Below are 26,910 nucleotides of genomic sequence, written 5' to 3'. Positions count from 1 at the left end.
GGCGGGGGCATCGACATGCTGAGCTGAGCGAGGGTTACAGGCCGAGCTCGACCTCGAACTCGCCCGCCTCCAGGATCGCCTTGACCGCGGTCAGGTAACGCGCGGCGTCGGCGCCGTCCACCAGGCGGTGGTCGTAGGACAGGGTCAGGTAGACCATGTCGCGGACGCCGATGACCGTGCCCTCGGCGGTCTCGATGACGGCCGGACGCTTGACCGTGGCACCGATGCCGAGGATCGCGACCTGGCCCGGCGGCACGATGATCGTGTCGAAGAGCGCGCCACGCGAACCGGTGTTGGAGATGGTGAAGGTCGCGCCGGACAGCTCGTCCGGGGTGATCTTGTTGGCGCGGACCTTGCCGGCCAGCTCCGCCGTCGCCTTGGAGATGCCCGCGATGTTGAGGTCGCCGGCGTGCTTGATGACCGGGGTCATCAGGCCCTTCTCCGAGTCCACCGCGATACCGATGCTCTCGGTGTCGAAGTAGGTGATCGTGCCGTCGGCCTCGTTGATCTTGGCGTTGATGACCGGGTGGGCCTTCAGCGCCTGCGCGGCGGCCTTGACGAAGAACGGCATCGGGGAGAGCTTGACGCCCTCACGCGCGGCGAAGGAGTCCTTCGCCTGGGCGCGCAGCCGCATCAGCTTGGTGACGTCGACCTCGACCACCGAGGACAGCTGGGCCTGCTCGTGCAGGGCCTTGACCATGTTGTCGCCGATGACCTTGCGGATCCGCGGCATCTTCACGGTCTGGCCGCGCAGCGGGGAGGCCTCCAGCGCCGGGGCCTTCTTGGCGGCGGCCGGAGCAGCCGCGGCCGGGGCCGGGGCGGCGGCGGGGGCCTTGGCGGCCTCGGCGGCGGCCACGACGTCCTGCTTGCGGATACGGCCGCCGACGCCGGTGCCCTTGACGGTGGCCAGGTCGACGCCGTTCTCGGCGGCGAGCTTGCGCACCAGCGGGGTCACGTAGGCGCCCTCGTCGGTCGCCTGAGTGGCGGTCGGCGCGGTGGGCGCGGCAGCCGGGGCGGCCGGAGCCGGGGCGGGCGCCGGAGCCGCGGGCTGGGCCGGAGCCGGAGCGGCAGCGGCGGGCGCGGCCGGAGCGGCGGGGGCCGGAGCCGGGGCGGCCGGCTGGGCCGGCGCCGCGGGGGCGGCCGGGGCCTCGGCGGCGGGCGCCGGAGCCGGGGCCGGGGCGGCGGCCGGAGCGGCACCCGCCTCGCCGATGACGGCGAGCTTGGCGCCGACCTCGGCGGTCTCGTCCTCGTTCACCACGATCTCGAGCAGCACGCCGGAGGCGGGCGCCGGGATCTCGGTGTCGACCTTGTCGGTGGAGACCTCGAGCAGCGGCTCGTCGGCCTCGACGGAGTCGCCGACCGACTTCAGCCAGCGGGTGACGGTGCCCTCGGTGACGGACTCGCCGAGCGCCGGGAGGACCACGTCGGTGCCCTGTGCGGAGGACGCGCCGGAGGTGGCCTCGGCGGACGGAGCCGGGGCCGGGGCGGCCTGCTCGGTGGACGGCGCGGCAGCGGCGGGCTCGGCCGCGGGGGCCGGGGCGGCCTCGGCGGCCGGGGCCGGAGCGGCCTCGGCGGCGGGGGCCGGGGCGGCGGCCGGGGCGCCGGAGCCGTCGTCGATGACGGCCAGCTCGGCACCGACCTCGACCGTCTCGTCCTCGGCGACCTTGATGGAGGCCAGCACGCCGGAGGCGGGGGAGGGGATCTCGGTGTCGACCTTGTCGGTGGAGACCTCGAGCAGCGGCTCGTCGGCCTCGACGCGCTCGCCCTCGGCCTTCAGCCAGCGGGTGACAGTGCCCTCGGTGACGCTCTCGCCGAGCGCAGGAAGGGTTACGGAAACCGCCATGGTTTCGGTTGCTCCTTACGGGTTGCGGAAAGTCTGTGTCGTCGCGCCCGAGGGCTGATCAGTCGTGCGCGTGCAGCGGCTTGCCGGCCAGTGCCAGGTGGGCCTCGCCGAGCGCCTCGTTCTGCGTCGGGTGGGCGTGGACGAGCTGGGCGACCTCGGCCGGCAGCGCTTCCCAGTTGTAGATCAGCTGGGCTTCGCCGACCTGCTCGCCCATGCGGTCGCCGACCATGTGGACGCCGACCACGGCACCGTCCTTGACCTGGACGAGCTTGATCTCGCCGGCGGTCTTCAGGATCTTGCTCTTGCCGTTGCCCGCCAGGTTGTACTTCAGAGCGACGACCTTGTCCGCGCCGTAGATCTCCTTGGCCTTGGCCTCGGAGATGCCGACGGAGGCGACCTCCGGGTGGCAGTACGTCACCCGCGGGACACCGTCGTAGTCGATCGGGACGGTCTTGAGACCGGCCAGTCGCTCCGCCACCAGGATGCCCTCGGCGAAGCCGACGTGCGCGAGCTGGAGCGTCGGGACGAGGTCACCGACGGCGGAGATGGTGGGGACGTTGGTACGCATGTACTCGTCGACGAGGACGTAGCCGCGGTCCATGGCGACCCCGGCCTCCTCGTAGCCCAGGCCCTGGGAGACCGGCCCGCGGCCGACCGCGACCAGCAGGACCTCGGCCTCGAACTCCTTGCCGTCGGCGAGGGTGACCTTGACGCCGTCCTGGGTGTACTCGGCCTTCTGGAAGAAGGTGCCCAGGTTGAACTTGATGCCGCGCTTGCGGAAGGCGCGCTCCAGCAGCTTGGAGGAGTTCTCGTCCTCGACCGGGACGAGGTGCTTCATGCCCTCGATGATCGTGACGTCCGAGCCGAAGGACTTCCACGCGGAGGCGAACTCGACGCCGATGACGCCGCCGCCCAGGACGATCGCGGACTTCGGCACGCGGTCCAGGACGAGGGCGTGGTCGGAGGAGATGATCCGGTTGCCGTCGATCTCCAGGCCGGGCAGCGACTTCGGCACGGAGCCGGTCGCGAGCAGGATGTGGCGGCCCTGGACGCGCTGACCGTTCACGTCGACGGAGGTGGCCGACGACAGGCGGCCCTCACCCTCGATGTACGTCACCTTGCGGGAGGCGACCAGACCCTGCAGGCCCTTGTACAGGCCCGAGATCACGTCGTCCTTGTACTTGTGCACACCCGCGATGTCGATGCCCTCGAAGGTGGCCTTGACACCGAACTGCTCGCTCTCGCGCGCCTGGTCGGCGATCTCGCCCGCGTGCAGCAGGGCCTTGGTGGGGATGCAACCCCGGTGCAGGCAGGTGCCGCCGACCTTGTCCTTCTCGATCAGGGCGACGTCCAGGCCCAGCTGCGCCCCGCGCAGGGCCGCGGCGTAACCACCGCTACCACCGCCGAGGATCACTAGGTCGAAAACGGTGCTGGCGTCGTTCGCCACGTCACGTCCTCCATGCATGTGCGCCGTACGCCGGTCTTCGACGACCGGCAGGCGGCTGGTGTCCGGCCGCTCGTTCTTCGGCCCTCGGGTAGGGGCCCTGTCCTGCCGGGCTCCATCTTTGCACTTGTCGGACGGGATCGAGACGCCGGGCCGGTGTGTGAGACGTCCCACGTTCCCTTGTGAGCGACGGGGCGGGTGCCGGCGGAAAGGGGCGCGGGGCCGTATCGGCACGCGGCTCCGCCGCGTGGGCGCGATCGGCCCAACGCGGCGGAGTGCGTCGTACGGCGCCGAGCGGCGGCCTAGGAACCGAACCTCACCCGAGGTCACCGGCCGCGGCCAGCTCCGCGACCCGGACCAGCGTCCGCACCGCCGTACCCGTGCCGCCCTTCGGCGTGTAGCCGAACGGGCCGCCCTCGTTGAACGCCGGGCCGGCGATGTCGAGGTGCGCCCACGGGATGCCCTCGCCGACGAACTCGCGCAGGAAGAGACCGGCGACGAGGCCGCCGCCCATCCGCTCGCCCATGTTCGCGATGTCGGCGACCTGGGAGTCCATGCCCTTGCGCAGGTGCTCCGGCAGCGGCATCGGCCAGGCCGGCTCGCCGACCTCCTCGGCGGCCTCGTGCACCGCGGCGCGGAACGCGTCGTCGTTGGCCATGACGCCGAACGTCCTGCTGCCCAGCGCCAGCATCATCGCGCCGGTCAGCGTGGCCACGTCGATGATCGCGTCCGGCTTCTCCTCCGACGCGGCCCACAGGGCGTCGCCGAGCACCAGCCGGCCCTCGGCGTCGGTGTTGAGCACCTCGACCGTCTTGCCGCTGTACATGCGCAGCACGTCACCGGGGCGCACGGCGGAACCGGACGGCATGTTCTCGGCCAGCGCCAGCCAGCCGGTGACGTTGACCTCCAGGCCCAGGCGCGCGGCGGCGACGACGGCGGCGAAGACGGCCGCGGCACCGCTCATGTCGCACTTCATGGTCTCGTTGTGACCGGCCGGCTTCAGCGAGATGCCGCCCGAGTCGTAGGTGATGCCCTTGCCGACGAAGGCGAGGTGCTTCTTGGCCTTGGAGCTGGTGTACGACAGCTTCACCAGGCGCGGAGCGGCCGCGGAGCCGCCGCCGACGCCGAGGATGCCGCCGTAGCCGCCCTTGGTGAGCGCCTTGTCGTCGAGCACCTGCACCTTGATGCCGTGCTCCTTGGCCGCGGCCTGCGCGATGGCGGCGAAGGACTGCGGGGTGAGGTCGTTCGGCGGGGTGTTGATCAGGTCGCGGGCCCGGTTCAGCTCCTCGCCGACCGCGGTGGCGCGGGCCAGCGCGCCCTTGAACGCGGCGTCGCGCGGCTTGCCGCCGAGCAGCACGGCCTCGGCGAGCGGCGCCTTGCCGTGCGTGGCCTTGGCGTCGTTCTTCGCCTGACGGCCGTTCTGCTTGTAGACGTCGAAGGAGTACGCGCCCAGCAGCACGCCCTCCGCGACGGCGCCGGCGTCCGCGGCGTCGGTCAGCGGCAGCGCGAACGCGGCCTTCTTCGTCCCGTTCAGGGTGCGGGCGGCCACGCCGGCGGCCCGGCGCAGCGCCTCGGCGTCGTACGTCTCGTCCTTCTCCGGCTCGGCGCCCAGGCCCACCGCGATCACGAGGGGTGCCTTGAACCCGGCCGGCGCCGGAAGCTTCGTCACCTCGCCCTCGGCGCCGACGGCCCCGAGGGTCTCCAGGACGGCGGCGAGCCGCCCGTCGTAGGCCTTGTCCACGGCCTCGGCGCCCGGTGCGACGACCAGGCCCTGGGACGTGGATCCAGTGCCCTTGGCGACACCGATCACGATCGCGTCGGCCCGCAGACCGGACGCCGCGGCGGTGCTGAGAGTGAGAGCAGTCACGGTGGTGATATCTCGCTTCCGATGTGAAGTTTCTGCAGCCGAGTGAGGTGGGTTCGACCGGACCCGACGGCCGACACTAGGTCCGGTCCGCGGCGCGGTCCCCACCGGGGGGTCCTGACCGGCGCGGCGAACCGGCGGGACACCCTGGAGGGAGCCTACGCTCGCGGCCCCGTTCGCTCACTCATGCGAGCGTTCACCTGTCGGTGGCGTCGTGGCCATTTCCCGATCCTCGCACCTGATGACCTGAGTCACACTCATCGGGTTCCGGTGAGTACCGACCTCATCGCTTCGCATCATTTCCACGGGCCCTCCGCGTACCGGCCACCACGGGCGGGGGTTCCTTGGGGGGGAGAGGACCACATGGCGCACAGTGCGCGCACGACCACGGCTGCCCTGGTGACGGCGGCGGCCACGATGGCACTCGGGCTCGCGGCGCCCGGCGCCGCGGCGGCCACGACGCCGCGCATCGACCTGAAGGTGCTGGTCGTGGACGACGGGAGCAGCTCCGTCCAGGCCATCACCGACCAGCTCACGACCACCGGCGTCCCGTTCACCACCGTCGACCTGAACGCCGCGAACCGTCCCGTGATCGACGCGGCCTTCCTCGCCGACACGGCCGGCGCCACGCCCCGGGCCCGCTACCAGGGGGTGGTGCTGCCCGACGAGGCCCCGTTCGGCTCGGCGACCTCGCCGGAGCAGCTCGCGCTGGAGGCGTACGAGAGGACGTACGGCATCCCGCAGGTCGACGCCTACACCTGGGCGCACCCGGAGGTGGGCCTGGACTACACCAGCGACGGTGGCTGGGCCGGCACCCTCGACGGGCAGCCCGCTCAGGTCACCCCGGCCGGCCGGACAGGCTGGTTCGGCTACCTCGCCGGGGCGTTCACCTTCGAGGACAACTCGCCGAGTGTGGCGGAGAGTTACGGCTACGTGGCCCGCCCCCGCGCCGGCTTCACCTCCTACGTCGACACCGCGGTGCCCGGCTCCACCGGACGCGGCAGCCTGGTCGGGGAGTACGCCCACGACGGCCGCCGCGAGCTGGTCGTGACCTTCGCCTACAACCGCAGTCAGCAGCAGTTCCGGCTGCTCGCCCGGGGCATCGTGGAGTGGCTCACCCAGGGCGTGCACCTGGGGCAGGTCCGCAACTCCTTCGCCGTGCACGTCGACGACGTCTTCGCGCCGGACAGCCGCTGGGACACCGTCCGCGACTGCACGCCCGGCGACTTCACCTGCGTCGGCGGCGACGGCGCGGGCACCGCTCCGATCCGGATGACCGCGGACGACGCCGCCTACGCCGCGCAGTGGCAGCGCGACCACGGCTTCACCCTGGACATGGTGTTCAACGCGGGCTCCGGCGAGGAGTGGAAGAGCGAGCACGGGGGGGCCGACGCCCTCGCGGACCGCCTGGTCGCCGACAAGGCGCAGTACCGCTGGATCAACCACACCTACACCCACCAGTACCTGGGCTGCGTCCAGGACACCGCCACCGTGCCCTGGAGCTGCGCGAAGAACGCCGACGGCTCCACGCAGTGGATGAGCCGCTCCGACATCTCCGGCGAGATCCGCAACAACTACAACTGGGCGGTGACCAAGGGCCTGCCCCTCGACCGCACCGAACTGGTCACCGGCGAACACTCGGGGCTCAGGACGCTCCCGCAGCAGCCCACCGACAACCCCAACCTGGCCGGGGCGCTCGCCGACAACGGCGTGAAGTGGACCGCCTCGGACAACTCCCGCGAGCCCGGCCAGCGCCCGGTCGGCGCCGCCCTGACCGTGCCGCGCTACCCGATGAACGTGTACTACAACGTGGGCAGCAAGGCCGAGATGGCCGACGAGTACAACTGGATCTACACCTCCCGGGCCGACGGCGGCAGCGGCGTCTGCGAGAACAACCCCACCTCCACCTGCCTGGACCGCCCGCTGGACACCGCCACCGGCTACGACGACGTGATCGTCCCGCAGGAGGCCCGCACCGACCTCGGGCACGCCATCTCGGGCGACCCGCGCCCGCACTACGCGCACCAGTCGAACCTGGCCGAGGACCGCATCCTCTACCCGGTCCTGGACAAGGTGCTCGCCGGCTACAAGGCCCTGTTCGCCGACAACACGCCCCTGCAGAACCCGCGCCAGAGCGCGATCGGCACCGAACTCCAGCGCCGGGCGGCCTGGCAGACGGCCCTGGCGAACAACCGCGTCACGGCCTACCGCATCGGCGCCACGGTGACGGTCACCGCCCCGTCCGGGGTCCAGATCCCGGTGACGGTCCCGGAGGGCACGAAGAAGCAACTCCTGCTGGGGACGGCCACCTTCGGCACGCCGTACGCGGGGGAGCGCTCGGCGTGGACCACACCGGAGCTGCTGCAGTCCGCGGTCACTCTGAAACTGCCGTAGGGGGAGCGGCCCGAAAGGGGGCGCGGGGCTGTATCGATCCGCGGCTCCGCCGCGTGGGCGCGACCAGCCACGACCGAACCCGCCTCCGGGCCGGCACCCGAGCGCCCGCACAGAAGTCCGCACAACAGGGGGGAAGCGGCGCAGCCATGCGCGTCACCATGCTCACCGAAGGCACCTACCCGCACGTCCACGGAGGGGTCAGCACCTGGTGCGACCAGCTCGTCAAGGGCATGCCGGAGGTGGACTTCCACGTGATGTCCCTCACCGGCACCGGCCGTGAACCCGTCACCTGGGAGCTGCCGCCCAACGTCCGCCGGCACACCTGCGTGCCCACCTGGGGCCCCCGCCCCGGCCGCAAGAGCCCGCCCCGCGGCCGGGACCGGCGCCGCTTCGCCGACGCCTACGAGCGGCTGCTGCTGTCCTTCCTCGACCCGCAGGCGCGGTGCGACTTCGGCGAGGCCCTCACCGAACTGGCCCGGGTCGCCCGGGCCGGCCGGCTCTCCGCGGCGCTGCGCACGGAGGGCGCGCTGCGCTCGCTGATGTGGATCTGGACGATGCCGCATCTGCCGACGGCCCGCGCCCGGCCCACCGTGCACGACGCGCTCACCGCGACCGACCTGCTGGAACACGCGCTGCGCCCGCTCGGGGTGCGCGTCCCGGAGGACTCCGTCGCCCACGCGGTCAGCAGCGGTCTGGCCACCTTGCCGGCGGTGGCCGCGCGGGCCCTGGACGGCGTGCCGTTCCTGCTCACCGAGCACGGCATCTATCTGCGCGAGCGCTACCTCGGTTACCGCACGGACGGCCAGCGCTGGCCGGTGAAGGCGTTCATGCTCGGCTTCTACCGTGAACTCAATTCACACGGTTACCGCATGGCCGACCTGATCACACCGTGCAACCAGTACAACCGCCGCTGGGAGGAGCGCGGCGGCGCCGACGCCCGCAGGATCCGGACCGTGTACAACGGCGTCGACCCGCACGCCTTCCCGCACGCCGGCCCGGAGCCGGACGTCCCCACGCTCAGCTGGTGCGGCCGGATCGACCCGATCAAGGACCTGGAGACCCTGCTGCGCGCCTACGCCATGGTGCGCGCCGAACGCCCCGAGACCCGCCTGCGGCTCTTCGGGCCCGTCCCGCCCGGCGGCGAGGCCTACCGCACGCGCCTGGAGAAGCTCGCCGCCGAACTCGGCGTCACCGACGGCCTCACCTTCGAGGGCCGTATCAGCGAGGTGTGGCGCGCCTACGCGGCCGGCCACGTCGTCATGCTGTCGTCCATCTCCGAGGGCTTCCCCTTCTCGATCATCGAGGCCATGTCCTGCGGTCGTACGACCGTCTCCACGGACGTCGGCGGGGTGCGCGAGGCCGTCGGGGACACCGGGCTGGTCGTCCCGCCGCGCGAGCCGGAGAAGATGGCCGCCGCCGCGCTCACCCTGCTGGGCGACGACCGGCGGCGCCTGGAGCTGGGCGCGCTGGCCCGGCAGCGGGTCATCGACCGGTTCACCCTGAGACGCTCGGTGGACAACTTCCGCACCATCTACCAGGAACTCGCCGGGCTGCCCGAGGTGTACGAGCCGACGGTCGAGACGGTCGCCGACTGGACCGCGGAGCTGCGCGACCCCTGGTACGTGTCCACAGCGGTATGGGGGTCCCCCCTCACGGAGTCCGGGGGAGGGACCGGCCGGTGAGCGGATCGATCTGGCTGCCGCCCGGCGCCCGCCCGCAGACCCTGCCCGCCGTCCCGCGCCAGCGCACCGGCCCCGCCTGGGCCGGGCCCGACCCGGTCGACGAACTCGCCGTGCGGCTGGAGGACTTCATAGCGGCCGCCGTCCACCCGGACGAGATAGCCGCCCTGCTGGAGTCCGACGGCCTGTCGGACGACCGGATACGCGAGCGGTACGGCGTGAAGAACTCCTTCGCGCTCGCCGAGGAGCTGTACGACCGCGTCGAGCGCCGCCACCCCGAACCGGAGGGCCCGCCGCACGACCCCTGGCAGGTCGGCCTGCTCGGCTGTCTGCTGCGCGGTGTGGTCTTCGCCCTGCCCGGCTTCGCCTACGTCCTCGGCGGCCCCCTGCTGGCCGGCCCGAAGGACGGACTCGGGCTCCCCGCGGGCACGCTCACCCTCCTCGCGGGCGCCCTGACCGGCTGGACCTGGAATCAGGGCCTGGCCCACCGGGCGTACTCGTGGCTCGGCCTCGGCGACACCTCGGCCGCGCGCCGCTCGCTGCTGGTGGGCGCCCCGGTCGGCGCGCTGCTCGGCACGCTGGTCGCCCTCGCGGTCGCGGGCACCGCCCACCCGGCCGCCCCGGCGTTCGCCGCCGGCCAGTCCTGCTATCTGGGCGCGGCCACCACCCTGCTGGTCCTCGGCCGCGAACGGGCCCTGCTGGCGGCGCTCGGGCCGATGGCGGCGGGCGCCGCCGTGTCCCTGGCCGCGCCGGTCCCCGGGGCCGTCCGGCTGGTCCTGCTCCTGGGTTCCCTCGCCGCGGTCGCCGTCCTCGCCCTGCGCGAGGTCGCCCCGGCCGTCAAGGACCTCGGGGAGGGCAGCTGGGCGGCCGGTCTGGCCGCGCTGCTGCCCTTCGGCGGTCTCGGCGCCGCCCCCGCGCGCGAACGCGGGGCGCCGCTGTGGCTGACGGGCTCCCTGCCGTACGCGCTGTTCGGCCTGGGCAGCGGCGTCCTGGTGCTGTACGCCGCGCTCGGCGACGTGCTCGCGGGCGAGCAGCACAGCGCGATCGCCGCGCCGGCCGCCGTCGCGCTCACCCTCAGCATGGGGCCCGCCGAATGGCTGCTGTACCGCTTCCGCAGCGGCAGCCTGGCGGGGCTGCGCTCCACCAGCAGCCCGCGCGCGTTCTGGCGGCGCACCGCGCGCACGGTGGCCGAGTGCCTGACCGGCTACCTGGCGGTCCTGCTCGCCCTCGCCGTGGCGACCGCCGCGCTGTGGCCGCACTCCCCGGGCCTGAGCGGCCTGCGCCTGGCGGGCCTGCTCCTGCTGGGCGTGGTGCTGTGGACCGGCCTGCTGCTCCAGTCGTTCGGCGCGGTGCACAGCGCGGTCACCGTGTGCTGTCTGGCCGCCCTCGCGCAGAGCCTCGCCCTGGCCACGCACGCGGCGGGACCGCACCTGGTGGGCGTGGCCGTGTACGGCACGGCCGGGGCCGCGCAGGCGCTCCTCGTCTGCGTCCTGCTGGGGAGGGCGACCGCACACCGATGAGCACGACAAGGACGACAACGACATCGAGCACACCGACGACCGGCCTGCTGGTCCCGTACTACGAGCACCCGTCCGTCCGCCCCGCCGAATGGGAGGCGGTCCTCGCCGCCGCGCCCCGCCTGTACGGCGTGGTGCTCAACCCGGCGAGCGGCCCCGGCACGGCGCCCGACCCGGCGTTCGCCGGCGTCGCCGCGCGGCTGCGGGCGGCCGGGGTGCGGGTGCTCGGCTACGCCGACACCGCGTACGCGCTGCGGCCGCCCGCCGAGGTGGCGCAGGACCTCGCCCGCCACCGCGACTGGTACGGCGCGGACGGCGCCTTCCTCGACCAGGTGTCCGCCGGGCCGCACGCCCTCGCGCACTACCGCGGCCTGGCCGCGGCCGCGTGGCGCGCGGGCTGCGGCACACTGGTCCTCAACCACGGCACCCTCCCGCACCCCTCCTACGCGCGGATCGCCGACGTCCTGGTGACCTTCGAGGGCGCCTGGGAGACGTACCGCGCGCTGCCCGCGCAGCCGCTCCTCGACGGGGCGCTGACGTGTCACCTGGTGCACGGGGTGCCGCCCGGCGCCGACTGCGCGGCCCTGGCCCGGGCGCGCGGCGCCGGCCTGCACTGCGCGGTGCCGGGCGGCGGGGATCATCCTTGGGGTACGTTGCCGCACACCCTGGAGCCCGCCCGGTGAAACGCCCGTTCCTGCTCGTCGTGGCGCTGTCGGCCCTGCTGGCGCTGCTGCTGACGGGCTGCACGTCGGCCTCCGAGGACCGCTCGGAAAAGCCCCGGCCGACCGGGGCGGCGACGGGGCCGTCGACCGCGTCACCGTCCGGGCCGTCGTCCGGGTCACCGTCCGGGCCGTCGATCGGGTCACCGTCCGGGCCGTCCGGGCACGCCCGCTGGCAGCCGCGGCCCGGCACCCCCTGGCAGTGGCAGCTCAGCGGCCGCCTGGACACCTCCGTCGACGTCCCCGTGTACGACATCGACGGCTTCGACCACTCCCGGGCGACCGTGGCCGCGCTGCACCGCGCGGGCCGCAAGGTCGTCTGCTACCTGTCGACCGGCGCCTGGGAGGACTGGCGGCCGGACGCGGCGAGGTTCCCGGCGTCGCTGCTCGGCAAGGGCAACGGGTGGGACGGCGAGCGCTGGCTCGACATCCGCCGCACCGGCGCGCTGGAGCCGCTGATGGCGGCCCGGCTCGACCTGTGCCGGGACAAGGGCTTCGACGCCGTCGAACCGGACAACATGGACGGCTACACCAACGCGAGCGGCTTCCCGCTCACCGCCGCCGACCAGCTCCGCTACAACCGGCTGATCGCGCGGCTGGCGCACGAGCGGGGCCTGGCCGTCGGCCTGAAGAACGACCTCGGCCAGATCCCGCAGCTGGTGGGCGACTTCGACTTCGCGGTGAACGAGCAGTGCGCCCAGTACGGCGAGTGCGACCGGCTCACGCCGTTCGTGCGGGCCGGCAAGGCCGTCTTCCACGTCGAGTACGAGCTGCCGACCAGCCGGTTCTGCGCGACCTCGCGCCGCCTCCAACTGAGTTCGATGCTCAAGAAGTACGAGCTGGGGGCATGGCGGCGGCCCTGCTGAGGCCCAGACCGGTCACCGCCGTCCCCGCGATCCGGTCGGCCAGCGAGCGGCGGCTGGGGGAGAACACCGGCAGCGCGTTGAACAGGAACAGCAGCACCGCCAGCGCCCACACCAGGAACGACAGCGCGAAGTGGCCCTCGATTAGCAGCACGCAGGCCACCGCGTACACGGCGACATCGGCGGCCGTGGTGACGGCGGCGCGCAGCGCGGCCCGGCGCGGCGCGGCCTGCGCCACCCTCAGACCGAGCAGCCCCTTGCCGACGGTACGGCCGAGGAGGGCGAGGCAGGCCCACTGGTAGGCGAAGGTGACGAGCACCAGCACCGCGAAGCCCTGCTCCACGTACAGCACCACCTTGTGCCACAGCGACGAGCCGAGGTGCTCGGAGGCGCCGAGCACGTCGCCGCGCGAGGTCAGCAGGTCGAGGCCGCCGCGGGTGGCCAGTTCGGGCACGTCGGTGACGAGCCCGGATATCCGGTGGAAGGTGAGCACCGCGAGCGCCGACGCCGCGGCGACGACCAGCGCGAAATCGATGAACCAGGCCACGGCACGGCGCAGCTTGGGCATGACGGTCCCCCGATCGATCATGGTCCGTGTACGGCGGAAGAGATTACCGGCCCAGGCACAGCACCAGCAGGGCGACCGTGCCGGCCGTCTCCGCCAGCGCGCCGAACACGTCACCGGTGACCCCGCCGAAGCGGCGGACGCAGTGCCGCAGCAGGAGTTCGGCGGCGGCGAGCGCGAGCAGCACCGCGAGGGCCGCGCGCAGCGCGTCGTAGGCGCCGAGGAGGGCGCCGCCCGCGGCCGCGGCGGCGGTGACCAGCGCGGCGGCGCCCGCCGCGCCGCCCGCCGGGACGACCCCCGCCACGGCGGCGCCGAGGCCCTCCGGGCGGGCGGCGGGGACGCCGTGCCGGGCCGCCAGTGTCAGCGCCAGCCGGGCGACGGCCGCCGAGACGAGGGCGGCGAGCGTGCCCCGGCCCCAGGAGCCGCCGTAGAGCTGCGCGAGCGCCGCGACCTGGGCGAGCAGCACGAAGACCAGCGTGAGCACGCCGAACGGCCCGATGTCCGACTGCTTCATGATCCGCAGCGCGTCCTCGGCGGGCTTGCCGCTGCCCAGCCCGTCGGCGGTGTCGGCGAGCCCGTCCAGGTGCAGTCCCCGGGTCAGTACGGCGGGAACGGCGGCCGCGGCGACGCAGGCGAGCAGCGCGCCCGCGCCCAGGGCCAGCAGGGCGAGCGCGCAGCCGGCGGCCAGGGCGCCGACGACCAGGCCGGCGGCCGGCGCGGCCAGCATGCCGCCGCGCGCGGCCCCGCGGTCCCAGCGGGTGACGGTGACCGGCAGGACGGTGAGCGTGCCGAAGGCGAACCGCAGACCGTCGAAGGGGGAGGGGGTCGTGGACACCGGCGCAGGGTACCGGGGGGCCCGGCGGGCACGGACGGCGGCCGGGGACGAGCGCGACTAAAGTGCGGATATGGGGCATTGGTGGGTGCGCAACATCGTGGAGCCGGGCAAGCTTCCCCTGCTCCTGGCCCTGGCCGCCTTCGTGCTGACCTTTCTGATCACCCGGCTCGTCACCCGGCTGATCCGGGCCGGCCGGGGACCCTTCGGCAACGTCAAGGCCGGCGGGGTGCACGTCCATCACGTCGTCCCCGGCGTCGTCCTCACCGTCGTCGGAGGCTTCGGCGCGGTCGCCAGCGGGCAGCACGGCCTCGGCTCGGGCATCGCCGCGGTCCTCTTCGGTATCGGCGCCGGGCTCGTCCTGGACGAGTTCGCGCTGATCCTGCACCTCGACGACGTCTACTGGAGCGAGGCGGGCCGCCAGAGCGTCGAACTCGTCGTGTTCACCGCCGCGCTGGTCGGGCTGGTCCTCGTCGGTTTCTCACCCTTCGGCGTCAACGACCTCAGCCAGGCGGAGCTGCAGAACCGCGGTGAGGCCATCCTGACGGTCGGGGTGAACTTCCTCTTCGCGCTGATCGCCCTCACCAAGGGCAAGGGCCGCATGGCCGTCCTCGGCGTGATCATCCCGTTCATCGCCCTGATCGGCGCCGTACGGCTGGCCCGCCCCGGCTCCCTGTGGGCCAGACGCTTCTACGGCCGCCGCCCGCGTGCCCGCGCCAAGGCCGGGCTGCGCGCCTACCGCCACGACCGCCGCTGGTCCCGGCCCCGCCGTGCCGTCCAGGACTGGCTCGGCGGCAAACCGGACCCCGAGCCGACCCGGGCCGTCGAACGGCGGTGACGCCGCCGCCACTGCGCCACCGCGCACAGCACCACCACGCCCGCGAGCGCGGCCAGATGCTCCTTGCCGGCCAGGTTCTCCTTCACCAGCACCTCGGCGATCATCGCCACGGTCACCGCGCCGGCCGTGACATGGGCCCCGTAGCGCCAGCACAGGTACACCGCGAGACACACCACGGCCGCCGACGGGCCGGTGTCGACGACCTGCGCGTCGGAGGCGGGCAGGCCGAACGGGACGTCCGGGCCCAGCCGGATGCCGAGGCGGGCGTAGAGGGTGCCGGCCACCGTCGCGGCGTAGGCGAGGCCGAGCGTGCGCCACCAGCCCAGGCACAGCTCCGCGATGCCGAACACCAGCAGGATCTGGGCCAGCGCACCCCACACGGGCAGGTCCAGCGCGGGCACGCACACCGAGAGCGGGGTACGCAGCAGCGCCAGCCACAGCGGGTCCTCGGCCCGTACCGCGCCGACGTCCTGCACGAAGCCGAACCCCCAGGACCGGTTCTGCACGAACTGCAGCACCGCCGTGAGGCACACCGCCGACAGCGTCATCGGAACCGCCCGCCACCGCCTCTTCAGCAGCGGCTCGCGCACGGTGACGTACAGCAGTCCCCATTCGGCGCGGGCCCAGCGGGCGAGGTTCTTCATCTGCGGTTCTCCAGATGCGTACGGTGCAGCCACTTCGGCAGCCCCGGCGCTTCCAGGAACCCCTCGGCCCGCGCCGACGCGATGCCGATGCGGGGCAGGTCCGCGCTCTTCTCGAAGAGCAGGAACCGGGGCTCCCAGATGGGCCGGTACTTCGCGTTGGCGCGGTACAGCGACTCGATCTGCCACCAGCGGGAGAAGAAGCTGAGCAGCGAGCGCCACAGCCTCAGCACCGGCCCGGCGCCGAGGCGTGCGCCACGTTCGAAGACCGAGCGGAACATCGCGAAGTTGAGAGAGACCTGCGTGACGCCGATCTCGTGGGAGCGCCGCAGCAGCTCGATGACCATGAACTCCATGAGGCCGTTGTCGGAGTCCCGGTCCCGCCGCATCAGGTCCAGGGAAAGCCCCTTCGGGCCCCACGGCACGAAGGACAGCAGCGCCCGCAGCCGGCCCTCGGCGTCATGGCACTCCAGCATCACGCACCGGCCGTCGTCGGGGTCCCCGAGCCGCCCCAGCGCCATGCTGAAACCCCGCTCGGTGGCCCCGTCCCGCCAGTCGTCGGCGCGCCGCACCAGGTCGTTCATCTCGTCCGCCGGGATGTCCTCGTGCCGCCGGATCCGCACCGTGTAACCGGCCCGCCGCACCCGGTTGCAGGCCTGCCGCACGGTGCGCATGGCCCGGCCCTCCAGGGTGAACTCGGCGACCTCCACCACCGCCTCGTCGCCGAGCTCCAGCGCGTTCAGGCCGTGCCGGGCGTAGACGGTCCCGGCCTCCTCGCTCGCCCCCATCACCGCCGGGATCCAGCCGTGCGCGCGGGCCTGCGCCAGCCACGGCTCGATCGCCCCGGGCCACGCCTCCGGATCGCCCAGCGGATCCCCGGACGCCAGCGACACCCCGCCGAGAACCCGGTAGGCGACGGCCGCCTTCCCGGTCGGCGACCACACCACGCTCTTCTCCCGGCGCAGCGCGAAGTACCCGAGCGAGTCCCGCTCCCCGTGCCGCTCCAGCAGCTCCCGCAGCCCCTTCTCGTCCTCGGCCGCGAGCGGGTCGACCGCCCGCCGGGAACGGAACGCGGCGTACAGGACGGCGAGCACCAGGGCCGTGCTCAGCACGTTGACGGCCACGTCCACCCAGGTGGGCGTGGACAGCCCCGGGAAGCGGGAGTCGTCCGCGGCGACCGAGACCAGCCGCAGCGTGCCGTACCGCCAGCGCGAGGCGAACGTCGAACGGCCCGCGTCCGCCGCCTGGTTGGTGACCGTCACCAGCAGCGCCGCCAGCAGCGACGCGGCGAGGCCGCCCCCGGCGGCGACCACGGCGGCGAGCCGCGGGTTGGACCGGTCGCCCTTGGCGTAGAACACACGCCGGCCCGCGAGCAGCGAGGCGACGAAGGCCGCCGTCAGCGCCAGCGACACCCAGTTCTGCGCGGAGCGGCGGATCTCCGGCAGCAGCGCCATGGCGAGGGTGAACAGCGCGAGGAACGCCCCGCCGAGCACCAGGTTCAGGATCCACGCGGCCCGTTTGCGGCGCCGCATGGTGACGGCCAGGAACGCGGTGAAGACACCCGACGCGAACCCGGCCGTCAGCAGATAGGGCGTGAAGAGGTTCTCCTGGTTGTGCCGCCGCACGTCCTGCCCGAGGGAGACCCATACCGCGCTGAGGAAGTTGACGAAGGCGACGGCGCGCAGATACCAGACGGCGAAGGCGGCGGCCCGGCGTGCGATGCGGCTCTCTCCCATGACCGGGGATCATATGGCCGCCGTTGGGGTAAACCGCCCTATTTGCTCCGCCCGGGGTGGTCGCTACTCCTCGTCGATGTGGCCCACCAGGTCGCCCTCGCCGAGCTTGTCCTCCGCGGCCACTGTGGCGTCCGTGGCGTCCTCCTCGGGGTCCTCGGGGTCCTCGGGGGCCTTCTCCGGCAGCTCCGCCGCGAGGGCCGCCGCGGCCCGCACCAGCGGCAGCGCGAGCAGACCGCCGGCGCCCTCGCCGACCCGCAGGCCCTGGTCCAGCAGCGGCTCCAGCGCCATCCGGTCCAGCGCCTTGGCCTGCCCCGGCTCCCCGCCGGTGTGCCCCGCCAGCCACCAGTCCGGCGCCCGGAACGCGATCCGCTGCCCGACCAGCGCGCACGCCGCGCCCACCACGCCGTCCAGGATCACCGGCACCTTGCGCACCGCGCACTGCAGCAGGAAGCCCGTCATCGCGGTCAGGTCCGCGCCGCCCACCGTGGCCAGTAGCTGCAACTGGTCGCCCAGGACCGGCCGGGCCCGGCGCAGCGCGTCCCGGATCGCCGCGCACTTGCGCATCCACGCCAGGTCGTCGATGGCCAGCCCGCCCCGCCCGGTCACCACCGACGCGTCGGTCCCGCACAGGGCCGCGATCAGCACCCCGGCCGCGGTGGTGCCGCCGACGCTGACGTCACCGAGCACGATCAGGTCCGTCCCCGAGTCGGCCTCCTCGTCGGCCACCGCCACACCGGCCCGGAAGGCGGCCTCCGCCTCCTGAAGGGTGAGCGCGTCCTCGACGTCGATGCGGCCGCTGCCGCGCCGCACCCGGTGCCGTACGACGGCCGCGGGCAGCTCCTCCGGCGCGCAGTCCAGCGCCATGTCGACCACGCGCACGGGGACGCCGAGCCGCCGGGCCAGCACCGACACCGGCCGGGCGCCCTCCAGCACGTCCCGCACCAGCTCGGCGGCCGTGCCGGCGGGGCGGGCCGAGACGTTCAGCTCGGCGATCCCGTGGTCGCCGGCGAACAGCACGAGACGGGGCTGTTCGACGGGGCGCACCGGCACGACGCCCTGCGCCGCGGCCAGCCACTCGCCCAGCTCGTCCAGGCGCCCCAGCGCGCCGGGCGGGATGATCTGCCGCTCGCGGCGGGCCTCCGCGTCGCGGCGCACCCCGCCGTCGGGGCGCTCGATGAGATCGGTGAAGTCGTCGAGATTAAGCGAGCTCATTCGCCGAACAGTACCGGCACCGGTCGAGCCCGGCCGCGCCACGCCGTGACCCCGCGGACGCGGCGTCGTTGCACCCCGGAACGCGGTCCCGTACGTTCCGTTTTGCCATGGATTGTCGTATGGGAGGCGCCGATGTCGACCGTTCCGCCCCTGCCGGCCGTTCCGCCCATGCCGACCCTTCCGCCCACCCCGCTCCTGCCACCGGCGCCGCGCGCGCAGTGCCCGTGGTGCGGCTCGGCGCTGCTGACCGGCCGGCGCCGCCTGCGGGCGCTCGCCCGCCGCGTCTCGCGCCTGGTCGCGGAGCCCGAGAGCTGGCTCGACGTGGGCACGGGCGACGGCGCCTTCCCGGACGCGGCACGGGAGTTCTTCCCGTACACCTCCTTCGACGGCGCCGACCCCGGCCCGCGCGTGCTGTGGGCGCGCGCGGCGGAACGCGTCGAGGAGGCGTACGCCGGACCGCTCACCGACACCGGGCTGACCGACCGCTACGACGTGGTCACCCTGCTCCACCACCTGGAACACAGCGTGGACCCGCGCCGTGAACTGACCGCCGCGCTCACCGCCCTGCGCCCCGGCGGCCTCCTCGTCGTCCGGCTCCACACCCGCAACAGCCCCTTCAGACCCGCCGACGTGCACACGGAGCTGACGGACCGGGGCTGCACCCTGCTGACGAGGAGACCCCGCTCCTGGTCACCGACGCACCGCATCGTCGCCCGCAAGAACTGACCCGGGCTCACCCCCGCAGCACCAGCGCCTGCCCGGCCACGACCAGCACCACCTGCTCGCACTCACCGGCCACCGCCGCGTTCAGCCGCCCCAGCTCGTCCCGGTAGCGCCGCCCCGACGCCGTGGCCGGCACCACGCCGGAGCCGACCTCGTTGGACACCAGCACCACCGTCCGCCGCGCTCCCCGCACCGCCCGGGCCAGCGCCGTCACCCGCTCGCGCAGGGCCCGCTCACCGCCGGCGGCCCACGTCCCGTCGTCCCACGCCCCGACCGAGTCCATCGCGTGGGCCAGCCACAGCGACAGACAGTCGATCAGCGCCGGCGGCCCCTCCTCCGCCAGCAGCGGCACCAGGTCGGCCGTCTCCACCGTCCGCCACGACGCCGGCCGCCGCTCCCGGTGCAGGTCCACGCGCGCCGCCCACTCCGCGTCCCCGTCCCGGGTGCCGCCCGTCGCCACGTACAGCACGTCCGGGAAGGCCTCGAGCCGCCGCTCCGCCTCCACCGACTTGCCCGACCGGGCCCCGCCCAGCACCAGCGTCCGCCGCGGCACGTCGGGCACCTCCTCGTACGCCCCGGCCACCAGCGTCGTCCCGTCCGGCACCGCCCGCGCGCCCGCCGCCGCGAGCCGCCGCGACAGCTCGCCGCCCGGCGGCACCCCGTGGTCGAGGTGGACCGCGACGACGTCCGTGGTCGGCGCCACCGCGCCCACCGCCCGCAGCCGCGCCAGCGCGTCCGGCCGCCCCACGACGTCCGCCAGCACCAGGTCGTACGGCCCCGCCGCACCGGACGCCGCCTCCAGCCCGGCCGGCGCGCAGCCCGGCGGCAGATACAGCAGCCGCAGCCCGTCGGGACCGGTCACCGCGTATCCCGTGCCCGGCGTGTCCATCGCCAGCGCCCGCACCCGATGCCCCGTCAGCAGCGCCAGCTCCCGCCCGTCCGGCACCCGGCCGGGCTGCGGCAGCCCGGCCGGCACCTCCACCGGCGGCCCGTCGTGCGGATGCGACAGCAGCACCTGCCGTACCCCGCCCAGCGAATGCCCGGCCCGGGCCGCCGCGAACGCCGCCCCCGGGGTGAGGTCCAGCAGGAGGGTCCCGTCGACCAGGACGGCGGTCGCCGCCCGCGCGTCACCGCCGAGCGAGGTCGCGCAGACCGCGCAGGGACAGTCGGGGCGGGGCAGTCCCGCGGGGGCACCGGTGCCGAGCAGAGTCACGTCCACGTCATGATTTTCCCCGGTCTGCGCCCGGCTCGCGTGAGGGAGACCCCTCGGGGGGCCGCGGTTCGGGCGAAAGGCGAGAACTCGGGGGAGCGACCAGCCTTCCTGCAACCCGCATTTCGGCCGATCACCTGCGGCCTCTTGGCGGCTCACCCGGCGGAGCGAATACGCTGCGGGCGGACACCGGACCAAGATCCGGCGTCCGCCGGAGCAGGTACTCACACCCGGGAGGCGTACATGGCGGCATGGACGTGGCGGTTCGAGAAGGCCGACGGGACGGAGGTCCAGCCCGCGGTACAGCCCGAGGAGTTCACCACGCAGGGGGACGCCGAGTCCTGGATCGGGGAGAACTGGAAGGCCCTGGCCGAGGGCGGCGCCGACCAGGTGCGGCTGTTCGAGGACGCCAAGGAGATCTACGGCCCGATGAGCCTGCACGCGGACGAGGAGGAGTAGGAAGGCCGGTGCCCGGGGGGCGGCTCCGCACCGCCCCCGGGTGCCGTGTCACTGCTCGCCGAGCGTGACGTCCACCGTCTTCCCGCGACCGTCCCGGGTGTACGTCACCGTCGTCTTCTGACCCGGCCGGTCCGCGGCCAGCGCCTCGGCGAGCGAGGTGATGGTGGTGATGGTGGTGCCGCCCACCTTGGTGATCACGTCCCCGGCCCGCAGGCCCGCCTTGTCGGCGGCGCCGCCGCTCTTGACGTCGACCACCACGACCCCGGCGGGCTGGAAACTGTCGTCGACGAACGTGCGGGCCGTGATGCCGAGGGCCGCGCGGCCCGAGTCGGTCACCTTGCCTTTGCTGACGATCTGGCCCGCGATCGTCTTCACCATCGACGCGGGGATCGCGAAGCCGATACCGGGCGCCGAACTCCCGCCCAGCTGCGGGTCGGTGGCCGCCAGCGTCGGGATGCCGATGACCTGCCCGTCCAGGTTGACCAGCGCGCCGCCGCTGTTGCCGGGGTTGATGGCCGCCGAGGTCTGCACCATGTTGGCGATGGTCGCGCCCGTACCCCCGCCGCTGCTGCCCTCGGTGACGGTCCGTCCGGTCGCCGAGACGATGCCCTGCGTCACGCTGGACGACAGACCGAGCGGCGAGCCCATGGCGAGCACGATCTGCCCCACCTCCACCTTGGCCGAGTCGCCGAACGTCGCCGCCCGCAGCCCGGCCGGCACCTTGTCCAGCTTGACGACGGCGAGGTCCTGCTGGGGGTAGGAGGAGACCAGGGTCGCGGTGAGCGGCTCGCCGCTGTTGGCCGTCGTGACCTTGAAGGTCTTCTCGTCGCCGACGACGTGCGCGTTGGTGACGATGTGTCCCTTGTCGTCGTACACCACGCCCGAGCCGAGGTCGTTGCTCGCCTGGATCTGCACGACCGACGGCAGCACCTCCTTGATCACCCGCAGGTAGTCGGACTGGAGGTCGGTCCCCGCCCGGACCGGGGCGGCGGGCTGCGCGGCCTGCGTCGTCGCGCTCTCCTTCTCGCCCGACGACCCGGCGCCGGAGCACCCGGACAACAACACGGCGCCGCACACACACGAGGCGACGGCGAACCGGAGACGAGCGGCGGCACGGGAAACGTCCATGGCCCGAGTCTCACGCCCACGCGGTCCCACCGGCCCGCGCTGCTCACCCGAACGGGTACACCTGCCCCCGCCCCGCCCGCCGTGCCACCGGCTCCCCGCCCACCCGGCGCGCAGCCGTCAGCCGCGCACCCCGCACAGATGCAGCAGGGCCGCGACGCCCCGGTAGGGGTCCGTGCGGCCGGCCTTCTCCTCGACGGTCAGCAGCGCGTCGAGATCGGCCGGCGCGTCCGCGCCGTCCGCCGCCGTGTCGGTGAACACCCGCACGCCGTACCAGCACTGCAGCGGCGCGCCGATCCCGGCGAGCGTGGCCGTCAGGGTCGCCAGCCGGTCGGCGCGTACGTCCATGCCGAGGCGGTTGCGATAGGCGGTGGTGTCGAACGCGGCCAGCGCCCCGGCCCAGTCCCCGGACAGCCCGGGCCGCATCGCCAGCGCGTCGCCGTTGCGCACCAGCAGCGACAGCAGCCCGCCCGGGGCGAGCATCCGGGCCAGCCCCGCCAGCAGCGGATCGGGCTCCTCGACGTACATCAGTACGCCGTGGCACAGCACCACGTCGAAACTGCCCGGCAGGAAGTGCACGCCGGTGTCCCGGCCGTCGCCTTCGATGATCCGCATCCGCTCCCGGATGCCCTCCGGCTCACCGGCGAGCGCCTGACGGGCCGTGGCGATCATCGTGCGGTCCTGCTCCAGACCGGTCACCTTGTGCCCGGCGCGGGCCAGCCGCAGCGCCTGCGTGCCCTGGCCCATCCCCACGTCGAGCACCCGCAGCCGCTGCCCGACCGGAAAGCGCCCGGCTATCTGCTCGTCCAGCTGCCGCGCGACCAGCTCCTGGCGTACGACGTCCCGCAGCCCGCCCAGCTTGCTCAGCCAGGCCTCGGCCGCGCCCCCGGTGAACGGTGTCGTGCTCAGGGCCGCTCTCCGCGCTTGACCTGCGGCTTGGGCAGCCGGAGCCGGCGCATCTGCAGCGAGCGCATCAGCGCGTAGGCCACCGCGCCGCGCTTGTTGGTGTCGGGGAAGCGCTCGGCCAGCCGCTTCTTCAGCCGGAAGGCCGAGAGGACCGAGTCGAGCACGATCAGCACGATCACGACCAGCCACAGCAGCAGCGCGATGCTCTGCAGCGCACCCACCCGGACCATGCTCAGCACGAGGATGACCACGGCCATCGGGAGGAAGAACTCCGCGATGTTGAACCGGGAGTCGATGAAGTCACGGGCGAAGCGGCGCACCGGGCCCTTGTCCCGGGGCGGCAGATAGCGCTCGTCCCCGCTGGCCAGCGCCTGGCGCTGGCGTTCCATCGCGACGCGGCGCTCGTCGCGCTGCCGCTTGGCGGCCTCCTTGCGATTCGTGGGCGTGGTGGCGACGCTGCGGCGCTGGGAACGGGCCTCACTCCGCTTGGGAGTGGGCCTGCCCTTCGGGGCCTGCGGGTCGCGGGGCTGCTTGGAGAGGTCTACCGCCGCCTGGTCGGCGCCGGGGGCCTTCTCTTCCTTGGCACGGCTACGGAACACAAAATCCAAGGGTAAGGGCACGAGCGGCATGGACCCCAGCCCGGTGGGGAACGATCCCGCAACACCATTCGTCTGTACAAGGACAGAAGGGGCGCCGTGGGCGCCGCGGTCGGGGTCCGCTCTCCTCCCTCCGCCGGAGCGGAGTCCGCCGCAGTCGTCCTTGGGGATGAGCGCATCCGTCCCCGAACAGTGCGTCAATGGAGGCAGGGCCCGTACTGTGGGTCTTGTCGCAGAGCTCGAGCCGGAGTCCGTCAGAAGGGGGCGCGCGAAGCCCATGAGCGGTGTCATGAAGCGTATGGGGATGATCTTCCGCGCGAAGGCGAACAAGGCCCTTGACCGGGCCGAGGACCCGCGCGAGACCCTCGATTACTCGTATCAGAAGCAGCTGGAGCTGCTGCAGAAGGTCCGCCGCGGCGTCGCCGACGTGGCCACCTCCCGCAAGCGCCTGGAACTCCAGCTCAACCAGTTGCAGCAGCAGTCCACCAAGCTGGAGGAACAGGGCCGCAAGGCGCTCGCCCTGGGCCGCGAGGACCTCGCCCGTGAGGCGCTGTCCCGCAAGGCCGCCCTCCAGCAGCAGGTGACCGACCTCGAGACGCAGCACGCGACCCTCCAGGGCGAGGAGGAGAAGCTCACCCTGGCGGCCCAGCGCCTGCAGGCCAAGGTCGACGCCTTCCGCACCAAGAAGGAGACCATCAAGGCCACCTACACCGCCGCCCAGGCCCAGACCCGGATCGGCGAGGCGTTCTCCGGCATCTCCGAGGAGATGGGCGACGTCGGCCTGGCCATCCAGCGTGCCGAGGACAAGACCGCGCAGCTGCAGGCCCGCGCCGGCGCGCTCGACGAACTGCTGGCCTCCGGCGCCCTGGACGACCCCTCCGGCATGCACAAGGACGAGCTGCAGGCCGAGCTGGACCGGCTCTCCGGTGGTACGGATGTAGAGCTGGAACTGCAGCGCATGAAGGCCGAGCTGGCCGGCGGCACGTCCGCGGACCGGCAGGCCCTGGAGGGCGGCAACGGCCAGGCGCAGCCCCAGCAGCAGCCGCAGGACACCCCGCGCTTCGACAAGCAGTAGGCGAGCGCCGAGAGCCCGGAGGGCGACATGGCCGACATGATCGTACGGATCATGGGGGAGGGGCAGGTGAGCCTGGCGGACAGCCACCTCACCGAACTCAACAAGCTGGACGACGAGCTCCTGGCCGAGATGGACAAGGGCGACGGCCCCGGCTTCCGCCGCACCCTGACGGCCCTGCTGACCAAGGTGCGCGAGCTCGGCACGCCGCTGCCCGACGACTCCCTGGAGCCGTCGGACCTGATCCTGCCCGCGGCCGAGGCCACGCTGGAGGAGGTCCGCGAGCTGCTCAGCGACGACGGCCTGATCCCCGGCTGAGCATCCCCGGCCACGGCGTCCCGCTGCCACCCGGCCCCGGGACGCCGTACCGTACTCAGGCGTGAGCACCCCCCGCACCTTCGACCGCGCCCGATGCCGGCTCAGGGCACACCCCGCGGCGCTCGACGCGGGACTGGCCGCCGGGGTGCTGCTCTGCATGGTCGCCGGATCCTTCGTCGACCCGCACGGCGCCAACGGCGTGACCTGGGGCGTACGAAGCCCCGACCCGCTCAGCCTCCTGCTGATGGCCCTCGGGGCTGCGGCGCTGGTGGCCCGCCGGCGGGCCCCGATGAGAGTCCTGCTCGTCACGGGCACCGTCTCGGTCGTCGAATGCGTCACCGGCGACCCGCGCGCTCCCGTCGCGATGTCCGCGGTGGTGGCCCTCTACACGGTCGCCTCCACCACGGACCGCCCCACGACCTGGCGGGTCGGCCTGCTGACGATGACCGGCCTCACCGGCGCGGCGATGCTCGCCGGCCCGCTGCCCTGGTACGCCCAGGAGAACCTCGGCATCTTCGCCTGGACCGGCATGGCCGCGGCCGCGGGCGACGCCGTCCGCAGCCGGCGCGCCTTCGTCGACGCGATCCGCGAGCGCGCCGAACGCGCGGAACGCACCCGCGAGGAGGAAGCCCGCCGGCGCGTCGCCGAGGAACGCCTGCGCATCGCCCGCGACCTGCACGACGTGGTCGCCCACCACATCGCCCTGGTCAACGTGCAAGCGGGCGTGGCGGCGCACGTCATGGACAAACGCCCCGACCAGGCCAAGGAAGCCCTGTCCCACGTCCGCGAGGCCAGCCGCAGCGCGCTGAACGAACTGCGCGCCACGGTGGGCCTGCTCCGACAGTCCGGCGACCCGGAGGCGCCCACCGAGCCGGCCCCCGGCCTCGACCGCCTCGACGAACTCGCCGGCACGTTCCGCAACGCGGGCCTGCATGTGGCCGTGGTCCGCGCGGACCAGGACACGACCCTGCCCGCCGCCGTCGGTCTGGCCGCCTACCGGATCATCCAGGAAGCCCTGACCAACGTCCACAAACACGCGGGCCCCGGCGCGAAGGCCGAGGTCAGCGTGGTCCGGGTGGGCCCCCGCATCGAGATCACGGTCCTCGACGACGGCGCGGGCAAGGACGCCCCCACGCCGGCCTCCGGCGGCGGCCACGGCCTCCTCGGCATGCGCGAACGCACCACGGCCCTCGGCGGCACCCTCACCACGGCCCCCCGCTACGGAGGCGGCTTCCGCATCCACGCGACGCTGCCGCTGAGCCCTCCGGGACCGGGGGCATGACCCCCGGCGCCCACTTCGCCTGCGGCGGCCTGTGCGGGCACGTCGTGGCTGGTCGCGCAGTTCCCCGCGCCCCTAGGTGTCCCCGCTTGCCGCCACTGACGCACACCCCCCACCAGGGCCCCGACCCACAACGAACGGCAGGCGCTACGCACGCCACGACGCAACCGCAACGGGCCGCCGCAGGCACAAAAGGGGCGCGGGGAACTGCGCGACCAGCCACCACGCACCCGCAGACGACCCGCGACCCAGCGCCGCAGGCACCCCGCACCGGACCCCAACCCCCATGAAATCCTGCCCCCATGACCACCCCCATCCGCGTCCTCCTCGCCGACGACCAGGCCCTGCTCCGCAGCGCCTTCCGCGTGCTCGTCGACTCCGAGCCCGACATGGAGGTCGTGGGCGAGGCCTCCGACGGCGCGCAAGCCGTCACCCTCGCCAAGGAGCACCGCGCCGACGTCGTCCTCATGGACATCCGGATGCCCGGCACCGACGGCCTCGCCGCCACCCGCATGATCAGCGCCGACCCCGACCTGGCCGGCGTCCGCGTCGTGATCCTGACGACCTTCGAGGTCGACGACTACGTCGTGCAGTCCCTGCGCGCCGGCGCCTCCGGCTTCCTCGGCAAGGGCTCCGAACCCGACGAACTCCTCAACGCGATCCGCGTCGCCGCCGCCGGTGAGGCCCTGCTCTCGCCCTCCGCCACCAAGGGCCTCATCGCCCGCTTCCTCGCCCAGGGCGACCCGGACGACGACGACCGCGACCCCCTGCGCGCCGACCGCCTCGCCGCCCTCACCGTCCGCGAGCGCGAGGTGCTGGTGCAGGTCGCCGGCGGGCACTCCAACGACGAGATCGCCGAGCGCCTCGAGGTCAGCCCGCTCACCGTGAAGACGCACGTCAACCGCGCCATGGCCAAGCTCGGCGCCCGCGACCGGGCCCAGCTCGTGGTGATCGCCTACGAGTCCGGCCTGGTCCGTCCAAGGGTGGAGTGACCTCAACCCGGTCGTACTGCGCCCGGAGTATGCCCGCGATAAGCAAACGGGACCTACGGCCTACGGAACGGCACCCCCGCATG

The 26,910-nt window shown here is 73.7% G+C and carries 24 protein-coding genes; 12 read left to right on the top strand and 12 right to left on the bottom strand.

Features of this window, described 5'->3' with window-relative positions:
* Positions 1 to 34 precede the first annotated feature (34 nt).
* The 3 genes from sucB to AC0B9F_RS01630 all read right to left on the bottom strand — a co-directional run bounded on the left by sucB (position 35) and on the right by AC0B9F_RS01630 (position 5,154).
* The gene (sucB, locus tag AC0B9F_RS01640) at positions 35 to 1,843 is read right to left on the bottom strand and encodes a 2-oxoglutarate dehydrogenase, E2 component, dihydrolipoamide succinyltransferase (protein WP_471998203.1); all 1,809 of its coding nucleotides are present in this window, start codon (positions 1,841 to 1,843) and stop codon (positions 35 to 37) included.
* A gap of 58 nt (positions 1,844 to 1,901) precedes the next feature.
* Complete coding sequence (lpdA, locus tag AC0B9F_RS01635) at positions 1,902 to 3,290, bottom strand: dihydrolipoyl dehydrogenase (protein WP_471998202.1); 1,389 nt, start codon at positions 3,288 to 3,290, stop codon at positions 1,902 to 1,904.
* Positions 3,291 to 3,603: 313 nt separating this feature from the next.
* Entirely contained in the window at positions 3,604 to 5,154 is a 1,551-nt protein-coding gene (locus tag AC0B9F_RS01630) for a leucyl aminopeptidase (RefSeq protein WP_471998201.1), read from the bottom strand.
* A 360-nt stretch (positions 5,155 to 5,514) separates the two neighbouring features.
* Here AC0B9F_RS01630 and AC0B9F_RS01625 point away from each other — a divergent pair, with 360 nt between their 5' ends.
* The 5 genes from AC0B9F_RS01625 to AC0B9F_RS01605 all read left to right on the top strand — a co-directional run bounded on the left by AC0B9F_RS01625 (position 5,515) and on the right by AC0B9F_RS01605 (position 12,326).
* Positions 5,515 to 7,545 carry a hypothetical protein gene (locus tag AC0B9F_RS01625; RefSeq protein WP_471998200.1) on the top strand — a complete coding sequence of 677 codons (2,031 nt, stop codon included), beginning with the start codon at positions 5,515 to 5,517 and terminating at the stop codon, positions 7,543 to 7,545.
* 146 nt (positions 7,546 to 7,691) lie between these two features.
* Positions 7,692 to 9,227 (top strand): GT4 family glycosyltransferase PelF, encoded by a 1,536-nt coding sequence (gene pelF / locus AC0B9F_RS01620; protein WP_471998199.1) that lies wholly within the window; start codon positions 7,692 to 7,694, stop codon positions 9,225 to 9,227.
* Entirely contained in the window at positions 9,224 to 10,744 is a 1,521-nt protein-coding gene (locus AC0B9F_RS01615) for a hypothetical protein (RefSeq protein ID WP_471998198.1), read from the top strand. Before pelF ends, AC0B9F_RS01615 begins: the two co-directional genes overlap by 4 nt.
* A complete protein-coding gene (locus AC0B9F_RS01610; RefSeq protein ID WP_471998197.1) occupies positions 10,741 to 11,424 on the top strand; it encodes a spherulation-specific family 4 protein in 684 nt (227 codons plus the stop codon). The genes AC0B9F_RS01615 and AC0B9F_RS01610 overlap by 4 nt, the downstream gene beginning before the upstream one ends.
* A 173-nt stretch (positions 11,425 to 11,597) precedes the next feature.
* A complete protein-coding gene (locus AC0B9F_RS01605; protein WP_471998978.1) occupies positions 11,598 to 12,326 on the top strand; it encodes an endo alpha-1,4 polygalactosaminidase in 729 nt (242 codons plus the stop codon).
* Here the strand turns inward: AC0B9F_RS01605 and AC0B9F_RS01600 are convergent.
* Positions 12,286 to 12,891 carry an RDD family protein gene (locus AC0B9F_RS01600; protein WP_471998196.1) on the bottom strand — a complete coding sequence of 202 codons (606 nt, stop codon included), beginning with the start codon at positions 12,889 to 12,891 and terminating at the stop codon, positions 12,286 to 12,288. The two genes, AC0B9F_RS01605 and AC0B9F_RS01600, sit on opposite strands and share 41 nt — an antisense overlap.
* A gap of 43 nt (positions 12,892 to 12,934) precedes the next feature.
* The gene (locus tag AC0B9F_RS01595; RefSeq protein WP_471998195.1) at positions 12,935 to 13,723 is read right to left on the bottom strand and encodes an adenosylcobinamide-GDP ribazoletransferase; all 789 of its coding nucleotides are present in this window, start codon (positions 13,721 to 13,723) and stop codon (positions 12,935 to 12,937) included.
* A gap of 70 nt (positions 13,724 to 13,793) precedes the next feature.
* Between AC0B9F_RS01595 and AC0B9F_RS01590 the strand changes: the two genes are divergently transcribed.
* Complete coding sequence (locus AC0B9F_RS01590; protein WP_471998194.1) at positions 13,794 to 14,558, top strand: hypothetical protein; 765 nt, start codon at positions 13,794 to 13,796, stop codon at positions 14,556 to 14,558.
* Here AC0B9F_RS01590 and AC0B9F_RS01585 read toward each other — a convergent pair.
* The 3 genes from AC0B9F_RS01585 to cobT all read right to left on the bottom strand — a co-directional run bounded on the left by AC0B9F_RS01585 (position 14,456) and on the right by cobT (position 18,147).
* Positions 14,456 to 15,202 carry a hypothetical protein gene (locus AC0B9F_RS01585; protein ID WP_471998193.1) on the bottom strand — a complete coding sequence of 249 codons (747 nt, stop codon included), beginning with the start codon at positions 15,200 to 15,202 and terminating at the stop codon, positions 14,456 to 14,458. The two genes, AC0B9F_RS01590 and AC0B9F_RS01585, sit on opposite strands and share 103 nt — an antisense overlap.
* Entirely contained in the window at positions 15,199 to 16,935 is a 1,737-nt protein-coding gene (locus tag AC0B9F_RS01580) for a phosphatidylglycerol lysyltransferase domain-containing protein (RefSeq protein WP_471998192.1), read from the bottom strand. The genes AC0B9F_RS01585 and AC0B9F_RS01580 overlap by 4 nt, the downstream gene beginning before the upstream one ends.
* 63 nt (positions 16,936 to 16,998) lie before the next feature.
* Positions 16,999 to 18,147, bottom strand: a complete 1,149-nt coding sequence (cobT, locus tag AC0B9F_RS01575; RefSeq protein ID WP_471998191.1) for a nicotinate-nucleotide--dimethylbenzimidazole phosphoribosyltransferase — start codon at positions 18,145 to 18,147, stop codon at positions 16,999 to 17,001.
* Positions 18,148 to 18,279: 132 nt separating this feature from the next.
* Here cobT and AC0B9F_RS01570 point away from each other — a divergent pair, with 132 nt between their 5' ends.
* On the top strand, positions 18,280 to 18,873 hold the full coding sequence (locus AC0B9F_RS01570) for a class I SAM-dependent methyltransferase (RefSeq protein WP_471998190.1): 594 nt from the start codon (positions 18,280 to 18,282) through the stop codon (positions 18,871 to 18,873).
* A 7-nt stretch (positions 18,874 to 18,880) separates the two neighbouring features.
* On the opposite strand, the gene AC0B9F_RS01565 is transcribed toward AC0B9F_RS01570, so the two are convergent.
* The gene (locus tag AC0B9F_RS01565; protein ID WP_471998189.1) at positions 18,881 to 20,089 is read right to left on the bottom strand and encodes a bifunctional adenosylcobinamide kinase/adenosylcobinamide-phosphate guanylyltransferase; all 1,209 of its coding nucleotides are present in this window, start codon (positions 20,087 to 20,089) and stop codon (positions 18,881 to 18,883) included.
* A 234-nt stretch (positions 20,090 to 20,323) separates the two neighbouring features.
* Here AC0B9F_RS01565 and AC0B9F_RS01560 point away from each other — a divergent pair, with 234 nt between their 5' ends.
* Positions 20,324 to 20,539 carry a hypothetical protein gene (locus tag AC0B9F_RS01560; protein ID WP_471998188.1) on the top strand — a complete coding sequence of 72 codons (216 nt, stop codon included), beginning with the start codon at positions 20,324 to 20,326 and terminating at the stop codon, positions 20,537 to 20,539.
* 48 nt (positions 20,540 to 20,587) lie between these two features.
* Here AC0B9F_RS01560 and AC0B9F_RS01555 read toward each other — a convergent pair whose 3' ends face one another.
* The 3 genes from AC0B9F_RS01555 to AC0B9F_RS01545 form a co-directional block, all read right to left on the bottom strand.
* Positions 20,588 to 21,667: a S1C family serine protease gene (locus AC0B9F_RS01555; protein WP_471998187.1), complete on the bottom strand. Its 1,080-nt coding sequence runs from the start codon at positions 21,665 to 21,667 to the stop codon at positions 20,588 to 20,590.
* Between the two features lie 117 nt (positions 21,668 to 21,784).
* Positions 21,785 to 22,489: a class I SAM-dependent methyltransferase gene (locus AC0B9F_RS01550; RefSeq protein ID WP_471998977.1), complete on the bottom strand. Its 705-nt coding sequence runs from the start codon at positions 22,487 to 22,489 to the stop codon at positions 21,785 to 21,787.
* A gap of 80 nt (positions 22,490 to 22,569) precedes the next feature.
* The gene (locus tag AC0B9F_RS01545; RefSeq protein WP_471998186.1) at positions 22,570 to 23,199 is read right to left on the bottom strand and encodes a DUF3043 domain-containing protein; all 630 of its coding nucleotides are present in this window, start codon (positions 23,197 to 23,199) and stop codon (positions 22,570 to 22,572) included.
* Positions 23,200 to 23,455: 256 nt separating this feature from the next.
* Between AC0B9F_RS01545 and AC0B9F_RS01540 the strand changes: the two genes are divergently transcribed.
* The 4 genes from AC0B9F_RS01540 to AC0B9F_RS01525 all read left to right on the top strand — a co-directional run bounded on the left by AC0B9F_RS01540 (position 23,456) and on the right by AC0B9F_RS01525 (position 26,827).
* Positions 23,456 to 24,241, top strand: coding sequence for a PspA/IM30 family protein (locus tag AC0B9F_RS01540; protein WP_471998185.1), 786 nt, complete (start codon positions 23,456 to 23,458; stop codon positions 24,239 to 24,241).
* Between the two features lie 36 nt (positions 24,242 to 24,277).
* A complete protein-coding gene (pspAA, locus tag AC0B9F_RS01535; protein ID WP_471998976.1) occupies positions 24,278 to 24,556 on the top strand; it encodes a PspA-associated protein PspAA in 279 nt (92 codons plus the stop codon).
* 61 nt (positions 24,557 to 24,617) lie between these two features.
* Positions 24,618 to 25,838 (top strand): sensor histidine kinase, encoded by a 1,221-nt coding sequence (locus AC0B9F_RS01530; RefSeq protein WP_471998184.1) that lies wholly within the window; start codon positions 24,618 to 24,620, stop codon positions 25,836 to 25,838.
* Between the two features lie 299 nt (positions 25,839 to 26,137).
* A complete protein-coding gene (locus AC0B9F_RS01525; RefSeq protein ID WP_471998183.1) occupies positions 26,138 to 26,827 on the top strand; it encodes a response regulator in 690 nt (229 codons plus the stop codon).
* The last annotated feature ends 83 nt before the right edge of the window (positions 26,828 to 26,910 follow it).

It is taken from the genome of Streptomyces sp. NPDC097129 (genome assembly GCF_055668065.1).
The sequence above is the reverse complement of the archived record's forward strand: the minus strand, read 5'-3'. Positions and strand labels throughout refer to the sequence as shown.